Origin of the sequence: Polaromonas sp., from assembly GCF_039930745.1 — a bacterium.
Classification (GTDB): Bacteria; Pseudomonadota; Gammaproteobacteria; order Burkholderiales; family Burkholderiaceae_C; genus Polaromonas.
In genome coordinates, this window is record NZ_JBDTTH010000009.1 from 1 (window position 1) to 18,776 (window position 18,776).

Annotated in this window: 12 protein-coding genes; 8 read left to right on the top strand and 4 right to left on the bottom strand. The window is 63.4% G+C overall.

Going from position 1 to position 18,776, the window contains the following annotated elements; genetic code table 11:
* The first annotated feature begins 34 nt into the window (after positions 1-34).
* The 4 genes from smc (at position 35) to ligA (ending at position 8,159) form a co-directional block, all read left to right on the top strand.
* Positions 35-3,568, top strand: coding sequence for a chromosome segregation protein SMC (smc, locus tag ABI660_RS05150; RefSeq protein ID WP_348065630.1), 3,534 nt, complete (start codon positions 35-37; stop codon positions 3,566-3,568).
* 214 nt (positions 3,569-3,782) lie between these two features.
* Positions 3,783-4,847 carry a cell division protein ZipA C-terminal FtsZ-binding domain-containing protein gene (locus ABI660_RS05155; protein WP_348065632.1) on the top strand — a complete coding sequence of 355 codons (1,065 nt, stop codon included), beginning with the start codon at positions 3,783-3,785 and terminating at the stop codon, positions 4,845-4,847.
* 91 nt (positions 4,848-4,938) lie between these two features.
* A complete protein-coding gene (locus ABI660_RS05160) occupies positions 4,939-6,072 on the top strand; it encodes an ATP-binding protein (RefSeq protein ID WP_348065634.1) in 1,134 nt (377 codons plus the stop codon).
* A complete protein-coding gene (ligA, locus tag ABI660_RS05165) occupies positions 6,069-8,159 on the top strand; it encodes an NAD-dependent DNA ligase LigA (RefSeq protein ID WP_348065636.1) in 2,091 nt (696 codons plus the stop codon). The genes ABI660_RS05160 and ligA overlap by 4 nt, the downstream gene beginning before the upstream one ends.
* A gap of 6 nt (positions 8,160-8,165) precedes the next feature.
* On the opposite strand, the gene ABI660_RS05170 is transcribed toward ligA, so the two are convergent.
* Complete coding sequence (locus tag ABI660_RS05170; protein WP_348065638.1) at positions 8,166-8,612, bottom strand: YbaN family protein; 447 nt, start codon at positions 8,610-8,612, stop codon at positions 8,166-8,168.
* Positions 8,613-8,766: 154 nt separating this feature from the next.
* Here ABI660_RS05170 and ABI660_RS05175 point away from each other — a divergent pair, with 154 nt between their 5' ends.
* From ABI660_RS05175 to def, 3 genes are read left to right on the top strand one after another with little or no spacing between them, the layout of a single operon-like run.
* The gene (locus ABI660_RS05175) at positions 8,767-9,057 is read left to right on the top strand and encodes a nucleotidyltransferase family protein (RefSeq protein WP_348065640.1); all 291 of its coding nucleotides are present in this window, start codon (positions 8,767-8,769) and stop codon (positions 9,055-9,057) included.
* Positions 9,050-9,409, top strand: a complete 360-nt coding sequence (locus ABI660_RS05180) for a DUF86 domain-containing protein (RefSeq protein WP_348065642.1) — start codon at positions 9,050-9,052, stop codon at positions 9,407-9,409. The genes ABI660_RS05175 and ABI660_RS05180 overlap by 8 nt, the downstream gene beginning before the upstream one ends.
* On the top strand, positions 9,406-9,942 hold the full coding sequence (gene def, locus ABI660_RS05185; protein ID WP_348065644.1) for a peptide deformylase: 537 nt from the start codon (positions 9,406-9,408) through the stop codon (positions 9,940-9,942). Before ABI660_RS05180 ends, def begins: the two co-directional genes overlap by 4 nt.
* A 3-nt stretch (positions 9,943-9,945) precedes the next feature.
* Here the strand turns inward: def and ABI660_RS05190 are convergent, their stop codons facing one another.
* From ABI660_RS05190 to map, 3 genes are all read right to left on the bottom strand, one after another.
* Entirely contained in the window at positions 9,946-10,476 is a 531-nt protein-coding gene (locus ABI660_RS05190) for an OmpA family protein (protein ID WP_348065646.1), read from the bottom strand.
* A 380-nt stretch (positions 10,477-10,856) separates the two neighbouring features.
* On the bottom strand, positions 10,857-13,496 hold the full coding sequence (locus ABI660_RS05195) for a [protein-PII] uridylyltransferase (protein ID WP_348065648.1): 2,640 nt from the start codon (positions 13,494-13,496) through the stop codon (positions 10,857-10,859).
* A gap of 30 nt (positions 13,497-13,526) precedes the next feature.
* Positions 13,527-14,393, bottom strand: a complete 867-nt coding sequence (map, locus tag ABI660_RS05200) for a type I methionyl aminopeptidase (protein WP_348065650.1) — start codon at positions 14,391-14,393, stop codon at positions 13,527-13,529.
* 200 nt (positions 14,394-14,593) lie between these two features.
* On the opposite strand from map, the gene purL reads away from it, so the two are divergent.
* On the top strand, positions 14,594-18,715 hold the full coding sequence (gene purL, locus ABI660_RS05205; RefSeq protein WP_348065652.1) for a phosphoribosylformylglycinamidine synthase: 4,122 nt from the start codon (positions 14,594-14,596) through the stop codon (positions 18,713-18,715).
* Positions 18,716-18,776 lie beyond the last annotated feature (61 nt).

Below are 18,776 nucleotides of genomic sequence, written 5' to 3' on the forward strand. Positions count from 1 at the left end.
GCTTCAAAGCGCGAAGAAAAAAACAGGGTCCGCCGTGCGTCTCAATTCGATCAAGCTATCCGGGTTCAAATCGTTCGCCGAACCGACCAATTTCGTCTTGCCAGGCCAGCTCGTCGGTGTGGTCGGCCCCAACGGCTGCGGCAAGTCCAACATCATGGACGCCGTGCGCTGGGTGCTTGGCGAGAGCCGCGCCTCCGAGTTGCGCGGCGAGTCCATGCAGGACGTTATTTTCAACGGCACCAACATCCGCAAACCCGCCAGCCGGTCCAGCGTCGAACTGGTGTTCGACAACGCCGACCACCGTGCCGGCGGCCAGTGGGGCCAGTTTGCAGAAATCGCGGTCAAACGCGTGCTCACGCGCGACGGCACCAGCAGCTACTACATCAACAATCAGCCGGTGCGCCGGCGCGACGTGCAGGATGTGTTCCTCGGCACCGGCCTGGGCCCACGCGCTTACGCCATCATCGGCCAGGGCACGATCAGCCGCATCATCGAATCCAAACCCGAAGAGCTGCGCCTGTTCCTCGAGGAAGCGGCCGGTGTCTCTAAGTACAAGGAACGTCGCCGCGAAACCGCCAACCGCCTGAGCGACACGCGCGAAAACCTGACCCGCGTTGAAGATATCCTGCGCGAGCTCAATGCCAACCTCGAAAAGCTCGAGAAGCAAGCCGAGGTTGCGCTGCGCTACAACACCCTGCACGCGGACGCCACACTCAAACAACACCAGTTGTGGTTCTTGAAACGCGCCGAGAGCGAAGCCGACCAGGCCAAAGTCAAGGTCGATGCGGAAAAATCAGTCAACGACCTCGAAAGCCGCATTGCCGATCTGCGGCATATCGAAGCCGATCTGGAAACCATTCGCCAGGCGCATTACGCCGCCGGCGACCAGGTCAACCAGGCCCAGGGCAAGCTGTACGAAGCAAGCGCCGAAGTCGGCCGGCTCGAAGCTGAAATCCGTTTCGTGGTTGAAGGCCGGCAGCGCGTCGAGCAGCGGCTGGCGCAGCTGAAAGAGCAAACCGCCCAGTGGGCGGCACGCAAGGACGACGCGGCCATTGAGACCGAAAACCTGGCCGCCCAGGCGATCCAGGCCGAAGAGCAGGCCGAGCTGCTGGCCGCGCAAAGCGAAGACCAGGCTGGCCAGTTGCCGGCGCTCGAAGAGGCCTTGCGCGTCGCTCAGTCCAAAGCCAACGAGCAGCGCACCAGCGTCGGCCAAGTGCAGCAACAGATTCAGGTGCTGGCCGCCGACCAGCGCAACATTGAAGAACAATCACGCACGCTCGGCCTGCGCCACGAGCGCCTGACAGCGGACAAAAACGCCCTCAACGCGCCTGACGAAGCCCGCCTCGTCAACCTCAACACCCAGTTCACCGCGGCCAAGGAAGCACAGGAAGAAGCCGAGGCGCGCCTGCACGAACTGACCGACAGCGTTCCCCAGCTCGACGAAGACCGCCGCAACAAGCAGCAGGCCGTGAACACCGAATCGGCGAAACAGGCCGACCTGTCGGCGCGCATGGAAGCGCTCAAAGCACTGCAGGAAAAGGTCAAGACCGATGGCAAGCTCAAGCCCTGGCTGGCCAAACACGGCCTGGATGGGCTGCAGGGTCTTTGGAGCCGCATCCATATCGAGCAGGGCTGGGAGAATGCGCTGGAAGCTGCCTTGCGCGAGCGTCTGGGTGCGCTGGAAGTCAGCCGCCTGGACATGGTGCGCGGTTTCGCCGGCACCGACGGGCGCGACACGCCCCCGGCCAAACTCTCGTTTTATTCGCCGCCATCGGCCGCCGCACCAGCGAAGGCCTCCACAACGAATCTGAAACCGCTGGCCGACCTGCTGCGCCTGGGTGATGCCGGCCAGGCCGCGCTGCTCGGCGACTGGCTGCATGGTTGCCTGACGGCGGCCAGCCTGGACGAGGCGCTGGCCGCACGCCAGCAGTTGCAGGCCGGCGAAGTGATTTACGTGAAAACCGGCCATGCCGTCACGCAGCACAGCGTGAGTTTTTATGCGCAGGACTCCGAACAGGCAGGCTTGCTGGCCCGCGCCCAGGAGATCGAAAACCTCGAGAAACAATTGCGTGGTCAGGCCCTGATCAGCGACGAAGCGCGCAGTGCCTTGATCCGCGCCGAGGCTGCTTATGCCGACGCCGCCCAGCGCCTGGCGACGGCCCGTCGTGAAACCGCCGAAGGACAGAGCCGCACCCACGAGCTGCAGGTCGAAGTACTGCGCCTGACGCAGCTGGCCGAGCAAACACGCGCGCGCAGCGAGCAGATTGCCGGTGACCTGGCCGAGATCGACGCGCAGATGAACGATCTGCAGGAGCGCAAGGTCACCGCCGAGGCACGTTTTGAAGAGCTGGACATGCAGCTGGCTGACAGCCAGGAACGCCACGCCCAGCTTGACGACCGCGTCATCGAGGCAGAGCGCAAACTCAATGAATCACGCGAACAGCAGCGCGCACTCGAGCGTCAGGCGCAGGAGGCGCAGTTTTCGCTGCGCAGCCTGGCTTCGCGCCGTGATGAACTCACACGCTCCATAGACATTGCGGCGCAGCAGGCTGCGTCCATCGCCAGCGAGGAAGAACGCGCCAAAGAGGAGCTGTCGCGCCTGTCCGACGCGGCAGCCAAGGCCGGCCTGCAGGACGCACTCAATGTGAAACTCGAGCGTGAGGCCGATCTGGGCGCCAAGCGCAGCCAGTACGACGACCTGACCACCAAGCTGCGCGCCAGCGACGAGCGCCGCCTGCAGCTCGAGCGCGAGCTCGAACCGCTGCGCCAGCGCATCACCGAGTTCCAGCTGAAAGAGCAGGCCGCGCGCCTGGGCTTCGAGCAGTACGCCCAGTTGCTGGCGGATGCACAGGCCGATCTGGCCGCTGTTGAGCAGTCCATCCAGTCCGGCAATGTGCGCCTGACCGGGATGCAGAGCGAGATCGACCGCATCAACCGCGAAATCCAGTCCCTGGGCGCAGTGAACCTGGCCGCACTGGATGAGCTTGCCAGCGCACGCGAACGCAAGCAGTTCCTCGACGCGCAGTCGGCCGACCTGAACGAAGCCATGAACACGCTGGAAGATGCAATCAAGAAGATCGACACCGAAACGCGCGACCTGCTGTCCGCCACCTTTGAAACGGTGAACCGGCATTTTGGCGAGATGTTCCCGCGCCTGTTTGGCGGCGGCAATGCCAAGCTGATGATGACCGGCGAGGAAATCCTGGACGCCGGCGTGCAGGTGCTGGCCCAGCCCCCGGGCAAGAAGAACCAGACCATCCATTTGTTGTCGGGCGGCGAAAAAGCGCTGACGGCGATTGCGCTGGTGTTTGCGATCTTCCAGCTCAACCCCGCGCCTTTCTGTCTGCTGGACGAGGTGGACGCACCGCTGGACGATGCGAACACCGAGCGTTATGCCAAGCTGGTGGCCAGCATGAGCAAGGAAACCCAGTTCCTCTTCATCAGCCACAACAAGATTGCCATGGAAATGGCCGAACAGCTGATTGGCGTGACCATGCAGGAGCAAGGCGTCTCGCGCATCGTGGCCGTCGATATGGAAGCGGCACTCGGGTTCGCGGAGGCCGCATGACCATCGAAGCAAGGAGACGCGGGGGCTTTAAGACCAGCCGGGGCCGCGGAACCGGCTTTGCCGGGCCGCAGGCGCAGCGGCCCCCTCGGGGCTGGAGCCTGCGGCTCCAAAGCTGCTTGAGCAGCTTTGGGCAGGCGACAGAAGCGAAGCCTCTGGCGAGCGGCGGCCTGCAAGGTGCAGGGAGTTACGCGAAGCGAACGACCGTGGGGGCCCGATGAGCACACTCCAGATCAGTTTGGCCATTCTCGGCGGTTTGATCCTCGCGATTGTGGTTGCTCACAGCGCTTGGTCGGCCCGCAAAAACCTGCCTCGGCGCGCCACACCCGATCCGGTGGCTGCGCCGCCCCCGAAACCAGCCGGTGACGCGCCTTTCGAGGTAGAACCCGAACGTCAGGAACCCGGCTTTGACCGTGACTCCAGCCTCGACGTCCTGACGGCCATGACCGTGCCGGAGAAAAAACCCGGGCTTGATGCCCTGATCGACGTGATTGCGCCTGTTCTGGTGGAAGCCCCCGTGTCGGGCGAAGCTGCCCTGGCCGCCATGCCCGCCACGCGACGCGCCGGCAGCAAACCGTTCGCAATCGAAGGCCTGCGCACGGACACAGGCACTTGGGAAACCCCGGTGCCGGGCCAGCGTTACGGCGCCTTCCAGGCCGGCGTGCAACTGGCCAACCGCACCGGCGCGCTGAACCAGATCGAGTTTTCGGAATTTGTCATGAAGGCGCAGGCATTTGCCGATGCCATCGACGGCCAGCCGGAATTTCCCGACATGCTCGACGAGGTCGCCCGGGCCAGGGAACTGGACAACTTTGCCAGCGCGCACGACGCACAGCTGAGCTTCACGCTGCGCGCGAAAAACACCGCCTGGAGCCCGGGTTATGTGCACCAGAGCGCCGCCAAGCTGGGCTTTGTCACCGGCTCCATCCCAGGCCGCATGGTGCTGCCGGCCAGCGAGTCGGGCCACGCGCCCATCCTGGGCCTGGCCTTTGATACGCAGGCCGCCATGGCCGAAGACCCCGAACAAACTGCGTTGCGCGAGTTGACCCTGTCGCTGGACGTGCCGCAGGTGCTGCGTTCCGAGCAGCCTTTTGTGCGCATGTGCGAGGCCGCCATCGCGCTGGCCACGGGCATGGACGGCGTGATCATCGACGACCAGGGCCAGCCCATCCGACCCGAAGCCATGGAAGTCATTCACGCCGACCTGGAACAGCTCTACGACACGCTGGAAGGCCGCGACATGCCGGCCGGCTCGGCCCTGGGCCGGCGGCTTTTTTCCTGAATTCACGGACTTTCAGGCCAATTCGGCGACTTTAATGCATTGATTTATCAAAAAGTCGCGACTTTTTGATGATATTATTTAAAATAGTCGTATGCAGCGTTATCTTGATGCCCGTGTCAGGGCCGATCTCAAAAAAAAAATGGTCATCCTGACCGGACCTCGGCAGGTGGGTAAAACCACGCTCAGCCGGAAATTGCTGGGCGAATTCAAAGACGCGCAATATTTCAATTACGACGTTCCGGAGCACAGAGCCGCGCTGGAGAACAGGACCTGGAACAAGAAGTCCACGCTGCTGGTCTTTGACGAAATCCACAAAATGCGCCAGTGGAAGCCGTGGCTCAAAGGTGTGTTTGACGGCCGGGCCGACGGCCAGTCCGTGCTGGTCATGGGCAGCGCCCGGATGGACACGTTCCGGCAAGCCGGAGAATCACTTGCGGGCCGTTATCACAAGCTGCGGCTGCATCCGATTTCGGTGCGCGAGTGGTGTGAGCAAACCGGTGCCACGCCTGAAGACGCTGTGACGCACCTGCTCCAGCGCGGCGGTTTTCCGGAGCCCTGTCTGGCCGATACCGACGAGGAGGCTGATCGCTGGCGAAACGAATATTTCTCTGACCTGGTGCGGGAAGACGTGCTGGAGTTTTCGCGTTTGCAAGAGATCACCACCATGCGCCTGTTTGCCGAACTGCTGCGCTCCCGGGTGGGCTCGCCCTTGTCGCTCGCATCGATGGGGCGGGATTTGGCCATCTCCCCGAGCACGCTCAAAAAATACCTTGAAATTCTTGAGGCCCTGTTTATTGTGTTCACTGTACGTCCCTGGCACCGCAATATCGCCCGGGCTACTTTGCAGGCGCCCAAGGTGTATTTTTATGACACGGGACTGGTCAAGGGTGATGCCGGCGTTCGCTTTGAAAACTTCATCGCATGTTCTCTGCTCAAGCACATCGAATGGCAGCAGGACGCTCTGGGCAAAGAAGCCGGGCTGCATTACATCCGCACCAAGGATGGCGCCGAAGTCGATTTCGCGCTCAGCCAGGGCGAGACCCTGACCGATCTGGTGGAATGCAAGCTCAGCGACGCCAAACCGCACCGGGCTCTCTTGCGGTTTGCTGGCGAATGGCCGCAGGCACGCGCTTTTCAGGTGCTGCGCGGCTTGAGCCACGCCATGGATGTGGGCCCGATCCAAATCCGTGAGGCAGCCGGGTGGCTGAGGGAGCTTTCGGCATGACATCTCCTGACCTGTTTACGCCTGAGCCGGGCTCTGCGGCTGAACGTATCGCCGCCTTGCGCAGTGAGCTGCACAAGCATGCGCACCGCTATTACGTCCTTGACGAACCCACGATTCCGGATGCGGAGTACGACCGGCTGTTCAAGGAATTGCAGGCGCTGGAAGCCGTGCATCCGGAGCTCGCCAGCCCGGACTCGCCGACCCTGCGTGTCGGCGGCAAGGCGCTGGAGCAGTTCGCCAGCGTGCGCCACGCCGTGCCCATGCTCAGCATCCGCACCGAGACCGACACCGAGGCGACCGGTGCGCAGAACTTCGACACGCGGGTGCGCAAGGAACTGGGCCTGAAAGAAGAGGAGGCGCCGGTCGAGTACGTCGCCGAACTCAAGTTCGACGGTCTGGCGATGAACCTGCGTTATGAAAATGGGGTGCTGGTGCAGGCCGCCACGCGCGGCGACGGCGAGATCGGCGAGGACGTGACCCAGAACATCCGCACCATCCGGCAGATACCGCTGCGTCTTCCCAAAGACGTTCCGCCCGTGCTCGAGGTGCGCGGCGAAGTCTACATGCGCCGTGACGATTTTGAGTCGCTCAACGAGAAGCAGCGCGAAAAAATTGCGCAGGGTGCCAGAGGTGAAAAAACCTTTGTCAATCCTCGCAACGCCGCAGCCGGCGCGGTACGCCAGCTTGACCCCGGCATTGCCGCGCAACGACCGCTGAGCTTTTTTGCCTACGGTTTGGGCGAAGTCACGCCGAAAGAACAAGGCGGGCCCGACTTCGAGACTCACTTTCACCTGCTGTTGACCCTGAAATCATGGGGTTTTCCGGTTGCAGCCCTTACCCAAACTGCGCAGGGCGCTTCTGAATTGATAGCGTTTCACCAGAAGATCGCGCGCGAACGCGACCAGTTGCCTTACGACATCGACGGCGTGGTCTACAAGGTCAACAGCCTGGCGCTGCAGAAAAGGCTCGGGTTTGTGACGCGCGAGCCGCGCTGGGCCGTGGCCCACAAGTACCCGGCGCAAGAGCAGATGACCACCGTGCTGGCGATTGGCGTGCAGGTGGGACGTACCGGCAAACTCACGCCGGTCGCCAAGCTGGCGCCGGTGTTTGTCGGCGGCGTCACGGTGACCAATGCGACGCTGCACAACGAGGACGAAGCCCGCCGCAAAGATGTGCGGGTCGGCGACACGGTGATCGTGCGCCGTGCCGGCGATGTGATTCCCGAGGTGGTGAGCGTCATGGCCGACAAGCGGGTCAAGGATGCGCCGCAGTTCACCATGCCGCGTACCTGCCCGGTCTGTGGTTCGGACGCCGTGCGGGAGGAGGGCGAGGCTGACTACCGCTGCACCGGCGGCTTGTTCTGCGGCGCCCAGCGCAAGGAGGCCATCCTGCACTACGCGCACCGGCGCGCCGTCGAGGTCGAAGGCCTGGGCGACAAGCTGGTTGAGCAGCTGGTTGATGCGAATGTCATCCGCACTCTGCCCGATCTCTACCGCCTCGGCCTGACAGCCCTGGCTGGCCTGGACCGCATGGCCGACAAGTCTGCGCAAAACCTGCTCCAGGCGCTGGAAAAGTCCAAGTCAACGACCCTGCCGCGCTTCGTCTTCGGCTTGGGCATCCGCCATGTGGGTGAGGCCACGGCTAAGGAGCTGGCGCGCCATTTCGGCAAGCTCGACGCCATCATGAATGCAAGCGAGGAGCAATTGCTCGAGGTCAGCGACGTCGGTCCCATTGTTGCCCAGAGCATCCGCACCTTCTTCGACCAGCCGCACAACCGCGAGGTGGTTGAACAGCTGCGCGTCTGCGGCGTGCACTGGACCGAAGGCGAGCCGGCCGCCCGCACGCCGCAGCCACTGTCCGGCAAGACCTTTGTCATTACCGGCACCTTGCCCACTTTGAGCCGCGATGAGGCCAAGGACCTGGTGGAGGCGGCGGGCGGCAAGATGGCGGGCTCGGTCAGCAAAAAAACCGACTATGTGGTGGCAGGCACCGAGGCCGGCAGCAAGCTGACCAAGGCGCAGGAGCTGGGCATCACGGTGATCGACGAGACCGGCCTGTTGCTGCTGCTGGAAGCGCCTGCGGGCTGAGCGTTGTCAGGGAGGGGTAGGGCCGGGATCGGGCCTGGTTTCCGGCCTGCGCCACAGCCAGATCAGCACACAAGCCATGACGGCGATCACCACCAGCGCCACCCAGCGCTTGGGCAAGGTCAGTAGCATAAACACCGCGCTGGCGCCCATGGTCAAGGTGGCCAGCCATTTGGCCCGCCGGCGCACCACGCCGCCGTGGCGCCACTCGGTCAGCATGGGGCCGAAGGCCGGGTGATTTTCCAGCCAGGCCAGAAGCTTGGGTGAACTGCGGGCTGCGGCCCAAGCCGACAGAAGAACAAAGGGCACGGTCGGCAGCACTGGCAGGAACAGGCCGATGACACCCAGCATCAGACTGGTGATTGCCAGGCCGATCAGCAGCCAGCGTGCGGGTGCTGAGAGCGGGGTGACGGCTTTCGGGAGGGACGGGGGCAACTGATCGGGGGGTTCGGCCATGCCCTATTTTGCCGGGTGCCAAGTGCCGTCTCCAAATGGTTGCCCCTCGGCTGCCGCACAAGCCCAGCCTTGTCCCTGACTGAGGGGGCTGGCGCTGAGCAGCGTCTATGAATGAATCCCCTTTGCTGAACGCTTGAAACGGTAAACTGCGGGCATGAATCGTCAAACCGCACTGAAGCTTCTTACCGAGCACAAGCCCCGTTTGGTCAGCCAGTTCGGTGTGACCAAGCTCGCCTTGTTCGGCTCGACCGCACGAGATTCAGCCACAGAGCAGAGCGACGTGGATGTACTGGTGGCCTTCGATGGCCCAGCGACCTCGGCTCGCTATTTCGGCGTGCAGTTCTACCTCGAGGATCTGCTCGCCTGTCCTGTTGATCTGGTGACGGAGAAAGCGCTTCGGGCCGAATTCCGCAGCTTTGTTGAGCGGGACGCTGTTCATGTCTGAGCTGACCTCCAACCGGGAATGGCGGTTTTATATTGATGACATGCTCGGGTTTTGTGCCCGCGTGCAAACCTTTACCGCGGGACTCGATCAAGCAGGGTTTGTAGCCGATGCCTTGCGCTTTGATGCCACGGTTCGCAACCTTGAATTAATTGGCGAGGCGGCAACCCATATTCCCGAATCTGTCCGTACTTCATTGCCGCATATTCCGTGGCGCATGATCATCGCAACGCGCAATCGACTCATTCACGGATACCTGGGTATCGACAACGACACGCTCTGGAGTATTGTCGAAACAGACGTTCCGGCGTTGTTTGCCAATCTGCAAGCGCTGAAAGCGAAGTGGGCGCCATGACCATCCGCGAAATTCTCAAGATGGGCGACCCGCGCCTGCTGCGGGTGGCCCCGCCCGTGACTGAATTTGACACCGATGAATTGCACCTGCTCGTGGCCGACATGTTCGAGACCATGCGCGCCGTCAATGGGGCCGGCCTGGCCGCGCCACAGATCGGGGTGGACCTGCAACTGGTGATTTTTGGAACGGATGCGGTGAACCCGCGCTACCCCGATGCGCCGCTGGTGCCGCGCACGGTGCTGCTCAATCCCGTCATCACGCCGCTGTTGGACGACGAGGAAGACGGCTGGGAAGGTTGCCTGTCGGTGCCAGGGTTGCGCGGGGTGGTGCCGCGCTGGTCAGCCATCCGCTACACGGGGTTCGATCCCTACGGTGACCCCATCGACCGTACGGTCGATGGTTTTCACGCACGGGTGGTGCAGCACGAATGTGACCACCTGATGGGTGTGCTTTATCCGATGCGCATCCGGGATTTTGCGAAGTTCGGATTCACCGAGGTCCTGTTTCCCGGGCTGGATGCGGCGGACGACTGAGGCTCAGGCACGGTCGGCTGCGCGCCGGTCCGCCGGCAACTTGACGCGATGCGCCACCCCAAGCACCGAGCGCCACCAGTGGGCCGACCCTTCGGCAGGGACCGGAGGCGCTGTTGCGCTATTCAGCGGCACGTAGTCAATGGTCACGCGGCGGCGGTAGCGGGCCACATCGCCGCCAGCCTGTTCAATTTGCGGCCGCGCCGCACCCCGGCTTTGTACCAGTACCTGCGCCGGGGCCGCGCCTGCCTTGATCAGTGCCGAGCGGACGGCCATGGCACGGCGGTCTCCCATGAGCCAGAAAAAGCGGTGGCTGCCCGTGCCGTAGCTGTGGCCGGAGACCACGGCCGCGAGGTCGGAATGGTCAGCGAGGTAGGCCGCGTGAGACGCCAGCATCCCGGCATAGCTCTCCGGCACCAGCCAGTTGTCGGGCTCGAAAAACACCTGGTGGGCCAGTGGCCGGCCATCACAGGCGCAGGCACCGGACGAGCACAAAGCCTGCTCTCGGTCCAGAAGGACCTGTATTTGGTGCGACACGATGTCTCCTTGAAATAGGGTGTTGGGGGGTGTGTTGGCAAAACAATTCCAACCATTGTCTACCGCATTTCCGGGCAAATGAAGACCTGTTTCATCCTCTTTCATTGCTTTAAGAAAATCTTATAACTATTTGATTTTATTGAAATAAATTACATGATTTCCGCTCCTTTGGCGAGAGCGGACGTAGCAGGAAGAAACAGGGGAGACAGATGGCGCAAGCTACTCTGGCGTGCCCCTGACCATCGGGACAATCCCGGCAGCAACTGGCGTGGACGAGCTTGTGTGCGGAGTCCGAGAGGTGGCGAGCCACCTACCGGGATCAGCGGCGATTCAGGCCAGTTGCTGGGCTGAGGAGCAAACAGCTGAAAACGAGGCTGTGCTCACGCCGCCAGCGCTTCGAGAAGTTCGGTCTCAATCGCGATCTGCGCCCTGTTTTGCTGCAGCTCAGGCCCGTCGATCAGGAAGGTGTCTTCTACACGCTCGCCCAGGGTGGTGACCTTGGCGAGTTGCAGGTTAATGCGGTGCCGGGCCAGCACGCGGGCGATCGAATACAGCAGGCCCACGCGGTCGCTGGCCGAGACGCTGAGCAGCCAGCGCTGGGCTTTTTCGTCCGGCCGCAGGTCCACACGCGGGGTGACCGGAAAACTCTTGACCCGGCGCGACACCCGGCCTTTGCCTGGCGGGGGCAGCGGGCCGTTTTCTTCAATCGCCCGGGCCAGGTCGGCTTCGACCATGGCCACCAGCTCGCGGTAATGGTCGGCCAGGGTCGGGCTGACCACCTGAAAGGTGTCCAGGGCATAACCGGGGGCGTCTTTGGCTGGTTTGGCCGTGTGGATTTTGGCGTCCAGGATGCTGAAGCCCGCTTCTTCGAAGTAACCGCAGATGCGGGCAAACAGGTCGGGCGCATCGGGCGTGTACACCAGCACCTGCAGGCCTTCACCGGCAGCCGACCGCCGGGCCCGCACGATGCACTTGGCGGCCCCCACATGCCGCGAGAGCTGGCGGGCATGCCACGCGATGTCGCCGGCTTCGTGGCGCATGAAATAACTGATGTCCAGCGTGTTCCACAAGGCCTTGTGCGCCTCGAAGGGCTCGGCATGCAGAGCCAGAATGGTCAGCGCCTCCCGCTTGCGGGCTTCGACCTCGGCATCCGCGTCGGGGGCGCGCCCGCCCAGCACGCGCAGCGTGTAGCGGTACAGATCTTCCAGCAGCTTGCCTTTCCAGGCATTCCACACCTTGGGACTGGTGCCGCGGATGTCGGCCACCGTGAGCAGGTAAAGCGCGGTCAGGTAGCGCTCGTTGCCGACGCGTTTGGCAAAACTGGCAATGACTTCCGGGTCGCTCAGGTCTTCCTTCTGGGCGATGCGGCTCATGCTCAGGTGCTCGCCCACCAGGAATTCGACCAGCTTCGCGTCCTCGGCCGCAATGCCGTGCTGGCGGCAGAACACCCGGACGTCGTGGCAGCCGAGCTCGGAATGGTCGCCGCCGCGGCCCTTGGCGATGTCATGAAAAAGGGCGGCGATGTAAAGAATCCAGGGCTTGTCCCAGCCCGCGGCCAGCTGCGAACAGGAAGGGTACTCGTGCGCATGTTCGGCCATGAAGAAGCGCCGCACATTGCGCAGCACCATCAGGATGTGCTGGTCCACCGTATAGACGTGGAACAGGTCGTGCTGCATCTGGCCAACGATTTTTCGGAACACCCACAGGTAGCGGCCCAGCACCGAGGTCTGGTTCATCAGGCGCATGGCGTGGGTGATACCGGTGGGCGCCTGAAGGATCTGCCTGAAGGTGTTGCGGTTGACCGGGTCGCTGCGGAACTTCGCGTCCATCACGCCGCGGGCGTTGTACAGCGCGCGCAGCGTCCGTGCGGACAGGCCCTTGACGCCTACCGTGGTCTGGTAGATCAGAAAGGTCTCTAGGATGGCGTGCGGGTGCGTCAGGTACAGGTCGTCGCTGGCCACCTCGATCATGCCGGCCTTGTTCAGGAAGCGCTCGTTGATCGGCTGCGGCGCCTGCCCGCTGGGGTTGAGCCGCTCCTCGATGTTCAACAGCAGGATCTGGTTGAGCTGGGTGACCGCCTTGGCGGCCCAGTAAAAGCGCTTCATCAGCGCCTCGCTGGCGCGTGACACCACCCGGCCGGTCTCGCTGTGGGTGACGGTGGTGTAGCCAAAGGACTCGGCCACCACGGTCTGCAGGTCAAACACCAGGCGGTCCTCGCGTCGACCCGAGAGCAGGTGCAGGCGCGCCCGTATCAGGCTCAGCAGGGCCTCGTTGGCCTTGATCTGCCGGACCTCGAAAGCCGTCGCCAGCCCGCTGCGGGCCAGGTCGTCCCAGGACTTGCCCAGCCCGGCAGCGCGCGCCACCCAGAGGATGACCTGCAGGTCGCGCAGGCCGCCAGGAGATTCCTTGCAGTTGGGCTCCAGCGAGTAAGGCGTGTCTTCAAACTTGTTGTGGCGCTGGCGCAGCTCCAGCGTCTTGGCCACAAAAAAGGCCCGCGGGTCCAGCACATCGTTCAGCTGGTCCAGCAGCGCCGAGAAAAGCGTCTTGGAGCCCGCCAGCAGGCGCGCCTCCAGCAGCGAGGTCTGGACGGTCACGTCCTTGGCGGCCTCCTCGACGCAGTCCGTCATGCTGCGCACGCTGGAGCCGATTTCCAGGCCCGTGTCCCAGCAACTGCCGATGAATTTCTCAATCCGGGTTTTCAGGGCAGCGTCGCCGTCCACCTGGGCGTCGTCGGGCAGCAGCAGCAGCACATCGACGTCGGAATGCGGAAACAGCTCGCCGCGGCCAAACCCACCCACGGCCACCAGCGAGCAGCCGACGGGAAAGCCGGCCTGTTGCCAGAGCTGGCGCAGGGTGCCGTCGGTATGCCGGGCCAGCCGGTGCAACAGGCTGCGGATGCCGCGTGTGGACGCTCCGCTGCCGGCCAGCGAGGTCAGCAGGGCATTTTTCCCGGCACGGTACTGCTCGCGCAGCTGGGCGGTTTCGCTGGAAGAGGAAGATGCGGGCAGCGCGGAGAGCATCAGCGGCAGGCGGTGCGCTGGCGAAACGGCTCAGGCAGCCGAATCGGCGGTCGCCTGCGACTGGACCGGCGCGGCCTGCTGCCCTGCGGACGGAACAAACTCCGGAATCGGCGGGCTGCCGGCCGAGAGCGTCAGCACCTCGTAACCGGTTTCAGTCACCAGAATCGTGTGCTCCCACTGCGCCGACAACGAATGGTCGCGTGTCACGATGGTCCAGCCGTCTTTTTCGGGGCCGTCCTTGATGTCGCGCTTGCCTGCGTTGATCATGGGCTCGATCGTGAAGGTCATGCCGGGCTTGAGCTCTTCCAGCGTGCCGGGGCGGCCGTAATGCAATACCTGCGGCTCTTCGTGGAAGTTGCGGCCAATGCCGTGGCCGCAAAACTCGCGCACGATGGTGAAACCCTGCTTTTCGGCAAAAACCTGGATCGCGTGCCCGATGTCGCCAAGCCGCGCACCGGGTTTGACCCGCATGATGCCGTGCCACATGGCTTCAAAGGTGACCCTGCACAGGCGTTTGGCCGCAATGGATACGTCGCCGATCATGTACATGCGGCTGTTGTCGCCGAACCAGCCGTCCTTGGTGATCACGGTGACATCAATGTTCATGATGTCGCCCTTTTTCAGGGGCTTGTCATTGGGAATACCGTGGCAGACCACATGGTTCAGCGAGGTGCACAGCGAAGCCGGGTAGGGCGGATAGCCCGGCGGCTGGTAGCCCAGGGTGGCCGAGACTGTGCCCTGCACATTGACCATGTAGTCGTTGGCCAGCTTGTCGATTTCGCGGGTGGTTACACCGGCCTTCACGAAGGGCGTCAGGTAGTCCAGCACCTCGGAGGCCAGCTTGCAGGCGACCCGCATGCCTTCAATGCCGGCCGCGTCTTTGTACGTAATACTCATGCGCCAATTATCCCACCGCCGGACAGCCCGTGCATTGCAGCGGTTTTGCACGGCAACGGTGCCGCCGCAGCTCGGGCCCGGCAGCCAGTCACTGATAAAATTGCGGGTTAACGCGTATCCCGCAGCCTGGTCCTGCAGGCGGTTAAACCCCCAAAACAGCTTGTGAGCTGCCCACCTCCCACTACAAGGCCACCGCCACCGTGACCCTGCACCTGACGACTTTCGAGGGCGAACCGCAAGGGATCAACGCCCTGAGCGACTTCCGCGTCCAGCAACTTCTTCCGCGCCTGCAAGCCATCGAGGGCAAGATTGCGGGCATTCAGGCCCGCTTTGTCCATCTGGTAGCCACCGAAGCGCCGCCTGCAGAAGCGCTCAAAACCCGGCTCTCGGCGCTGCTCAGCTACGGCGACCCTTGCCCCGCGGGCGCCGGCAAGGACGACGAGGCGCTCCTGTTCATCGTTTCGCCGCGTTTTGGCACGGTTTCGCCCTGGGCCTCCAAGGCCACCGACATTGCCCACAACTGCGGGCTCGCCATCAAGCGGATTGAACGCATCACCGAATATCGGTTGACCCTCAAGTCGGGCTTTTTCAGCAAGACAGCCCTGAGCGACATCCAGCGAGAGCAGGTTGCCGCGCTGCTGCACGACCGCATGACGGAAAGCGTGATGACCGACCGTGCGCATGCCGCCGGGCTTTTCACCGAGCTGCAGGGGGCGCCGCTGCAGACCATCAACGTGCTGGCCGGTGGCAAGGCCGCGCTGGAGGCCGCGAACACCGAATTCGGCCTGGCGCTGGCTGCCGACGAGATCGACTACCTGGTCAACGCCTTCACCCAGCTGCAGCGCAACCCGACCGACGTCGAGTTGATGATGTTTGCTCAGGCCAACAGCGAACATTGCCGCCACAAGATCTTCAACGCCGACTTCACGATTGACGGTGTGCCGCAAGACAAAAGCCTGTTCGGCATGATCCGCAACACCGAAAAGCTGCACCCGCAACACACGGTGGTGGCCTATTCGGACAATGCCTCGGTGATGGAAGGCCTGCCGGTTCAGCGTTTTTATGCCAAATCAGCCTCTAGCCCAGAAGGAGCGGGCGCTACCAGCTATCAAAGCTATAGCGCTACCGACAATGTGCTGATGCATGTGCTGATGAAGGTGGAAACGCATAACCACCCGACGGCGATCTCGCCTTTCCCTGGCGCCTCGACCGGCGCTGGCGGCGAAATCCGCGACGAGGGCGCCACCGGACGCGGCTCGAAACCCAAGGCCGGCCTGACGGGCTTCACCGTGTCGCGCCTGTTTGATGGCAACTATGGCAAGCCGGAACACATCGCCAGCCCGCTGCAGATCATGACCGAGGGCCCGCTGGGCGGCGCGGCCTTCAACAACGAGTTCGGCCGGCCGAATCTGGCGGGTTACTTCCGCGAGTACGAACAGACAGTGGGGGGACAGCGCTGGGGCTACCACAAGCCCATCATGATCGCCGGCGGCGTCGGCACGATTGACGCGCAGCTCACGAAGAAAATCCTCTTCCCTGCCGGCACGCTGCTGATCCAGCTCGGCGGCCCCGGCATGCGCATCGGCATGGGTGGCAGCGCCGCCAGCTCCATGGCCTCAGGCGCCAATGCGGCACAACTCGACTTCGACTCGGTGCAGCGCGGCAACCCTGAAATCGAGCGGCGTGCGCAGGAGGTCATCAACCAGTGCGCCGAACTTGGCGCGGCCAACCCCATCCTGGCGATTCACGACGTGGGCGCGGGCGGTTTGTCAAATGCCTTCCCCGAACTCGTCAACGACGCCGGTCGCGGCGCACGGTTTGACCTGCGTGCTGTACCGCTTGAAGAAAGCGGCCTCTCGCCCAAGGAAATCTGGAGCAACGAAAGCCAGGAACGGTATGGTATGGCGATTGCGCCGGAATCACTGGCGCAATTCCAGGCGTTCTGTGAACGCGAGCGCTGTCCGTTCGCCGTCATTGGCGTGGCGACGGAAGAGCGGCAACTGGTGTTGTCCGATGCAGGGGAGCCCCTCACCCCAACCCTCTCCCCGATGGGGCGAGGGAGCGATCCGCAGTTTCCCCCTCTCCCTCTGGGAGAGGGCAGGGGTGAGGGTGTGCCTGCTTCCTTCCCTGTAGATATGCCCATGAACGTGTTGCTCGGCAAGCCGCCTAAAATGCACCGTGACGTGACATCGGTCCGCAACCAAGTCAAACCCATCGATCTGACTGACGTGGACCTGCAAAAAAGCGTGATCTCCGTGCTGAGCCACCCCACTGTGGCCTCGAAGCGCTTCCTGATCACCATTGGCGACCGCACCGTGGGGGGACTCACGCACCGCGACCAGATGGTCGGGCCTTGGCAGGTGCCGGTGGCCGACTGCGCGGTGACGCTGGCTGACTATAAAGGTTTCGCCGGCGAAGCCATGAGCATGGGTGAACGCACGCCGCTGGCCGTCGTCAACGCCGCGGCCTCGGGCCGCATGGCCGTTGCCGAGGCCATCACCAATTTGCTGGCTGCGCCTATCGAGCTGCCGCGCGTCAAGCTCTCGGCCAACTGGATGGCCGCCTGTGGCGAGCCGGGCCAGGATGCCGCACTGTATGAAACCGTCAAGGCAGTTGGCATGGCGCTTTGCCCGGCCCTGGGCGTGTCGATTCCCGTGGGAAAGGATTCGCTGTCCATGCGCACCGTCTGGAACGAAGGCGAAGGCGGCAAGAAAGTCACCTCGCCGGTGTCGCTGATCGTCAGCGCGTTTGCGACGCTGGCCGACGTGCGCGGCACGCTCACGCCGCAACTGAACAGTCTGGAGGCCGACACCACGCTGATCCTGATCGACCTGGGCAAGGGCCAGAACCGCATGGGCGGCTCGATCCTCGCGCAGACGCTGGAGCTCGAGGAAGGCGTTGTGCCCGACCTGGACGACCCCCAGGATCTGGTCAACCTTGTCAATGCCATCAATGCCCTGCGTGCGCAAGGCCAACTGCTGGCCTACCACGACCGCAGCGACGGTGGCCTGCTGGCCACCGCCTGCGAAATGGCCTTTGCCGGCCATGTGGGCGTTTCACTCAACATCGACATGCTGCTGGTCGAAGGTGACGGCATCTCCGACAGCCGCATGGACACCGGGGACAGTAAAAACTGGGCGTCGCAGGTCAGCGCCCGCCGCGAAGAGCTCACGCTCAAGGCGCTGTTCAACGAAGAGCTGGGCGCCGTCATCCAGGTGCGGACCGAAGCGCGCAATGACGTTATGCAGGCTCTGCGCGAGCACGGCCTGTCGAAATTCAGCCACTTCATTGGCAAGACCCGGCCGGCGCATGCCTCGCTCGAGGTGGGCAAGGGTGAAGTCCAGGTCTGGCGGGACACCAAGGCGGTGTTCAGCGCGAAGCTGCAGGACTTGCATCAGGTCTGGGATGCGGTGAGCTGGAAGATCAACCAGCAACGCGACAACCCCGCCTGCGCCGACGCCGAACACGCGGCTGCCGGCGATCCCGCCGACCCCGGCCTGCACGTGCATTTGACGTTTGATGCGGCCAAACGACCCCAGGCTCCGGCATTGAATCTGTCGCGTCCGCGTGTGGCGGTGTTGCGCGAGCAGGGCGTCAACTCGCATGTGGAAATGGCCTATGCCTTCACCCAGGCCGGCTTTGAAGCGTGTGACGTGCACATGACCGACTTGCAGGCCGGCCGGGCGCAACTGGCCGACTTCCAGGGCCTGGTGGCCTGCGGCGGTTTCAGCTATGGCGACACCCTGGGCGCCGGCATAGGGTGGGCCCGCTCCATCACCTTCAACCCGGTGCTATCCGAACAATTCCAGGCCTTCTTTGGCCGCAAGGATACTTTCGGCCTGGGCGTGTGTAACGGTTGCCAGATGTTTGCCGAGCTGGCCGACATCATTCCCGGTGCCGAGGCCTGGCCGCGTTTCACCACCAACCGCAGCGAGCGCTTTGAAGCACGGTTAAGCCTGGTCGAGGTGCTCGAGTCACCAAGCCTCTTCCTGCAGGGCATGGCCGGCAGCCGCTTGCCGATTGCCGTGGCGCACGGCGAGGGTTATGCCAACTTTGCTTACCGCGGGAATGCCGCCAAAGTGATTGCCGCGATGTGCTTCACCGACAACCATGGACAGCCGACAGAAGCCTACCCGGCCAACCCCAACGGCAGCGCCGGCGGCCTGACGGCAGTGACCACCGCCGACGGCCGCTTCACGGCCATGATGCCGCATCCGGAACGCGTCTTCCGCAATGTGCAGATGAGCTGGACGGACCAGGACATCAGCGCCCACAGCCCCTGGATGCAGCTTTGGCACAACGCCAGAAAATGGGTGAAATAGGCCTGCAGCCCTTTCTAGACGGGCGAAAGCAGCTATCAAAAAAGGAGCTTTTCGGGGCTGG

Coding starts and splice junctions, on each gene's coding strand:
- ABI660_RS05155 (WP_348065632.1), top strand. CDS start 3,783: ATGAGCACACTCCAGATCAGTTTGGCCATTCTCGGCGGTTTGATCCTC.
- ABI660_RS05160 (WP_348065634.1), top strand. CDS start 4,939: ATGCAGCGTTATCTTGATGCCCGTGTCAGGGCCGATCTCAAAAAAAAA.
- ligA (WP_348065636.1), top strand. CDS start 6,069: ATGACATCTCCTGACCTGTTTACGCCTGAGCCGGGCTCTGCGGCTGAA.
- ABI660_RS05170 (WP_348065638.1), bottom strand. CDS start 8,612: ATGGCCGAACCCCCCGATCAGTTGCCCCCGTCCCTCCCGAAAGCCGTC.
- ABI660_RS05175 (WP_348065640.1), top strand. CDS start 8,767: ATGAATCGTCAAACCGCACTGAAGCTTCTTACCGAGCACAAGCCCCGT.
- ABI660_RS05180 (WP_348065642.1), top strand. CDS start 9,050: ATGTCTGAGCTGACCTCCAACCGGGAATGGCGGTTTTATATTGATGAC.
- def (WP_348065644.1), top strand. CDS start 9,406: ATGACCATCCGCGAAATTCTCAAGATGGGCGACCCGCGCCTGCTGCGG.
- ABI660_RS05195 (WP_348065648.1), bottom strand. CDS start 13,496: ATGCTCTCCGCGCTGCCCGCATCTTCCTCTTCCAGCGAAACCGCCCAG.
- map (WP_348065650.1), bottom strand. CDS start 14,393: ATGAGTATTACGTACAAAGACGCGGCCGGCATTGAAGGCATGCGGGTC.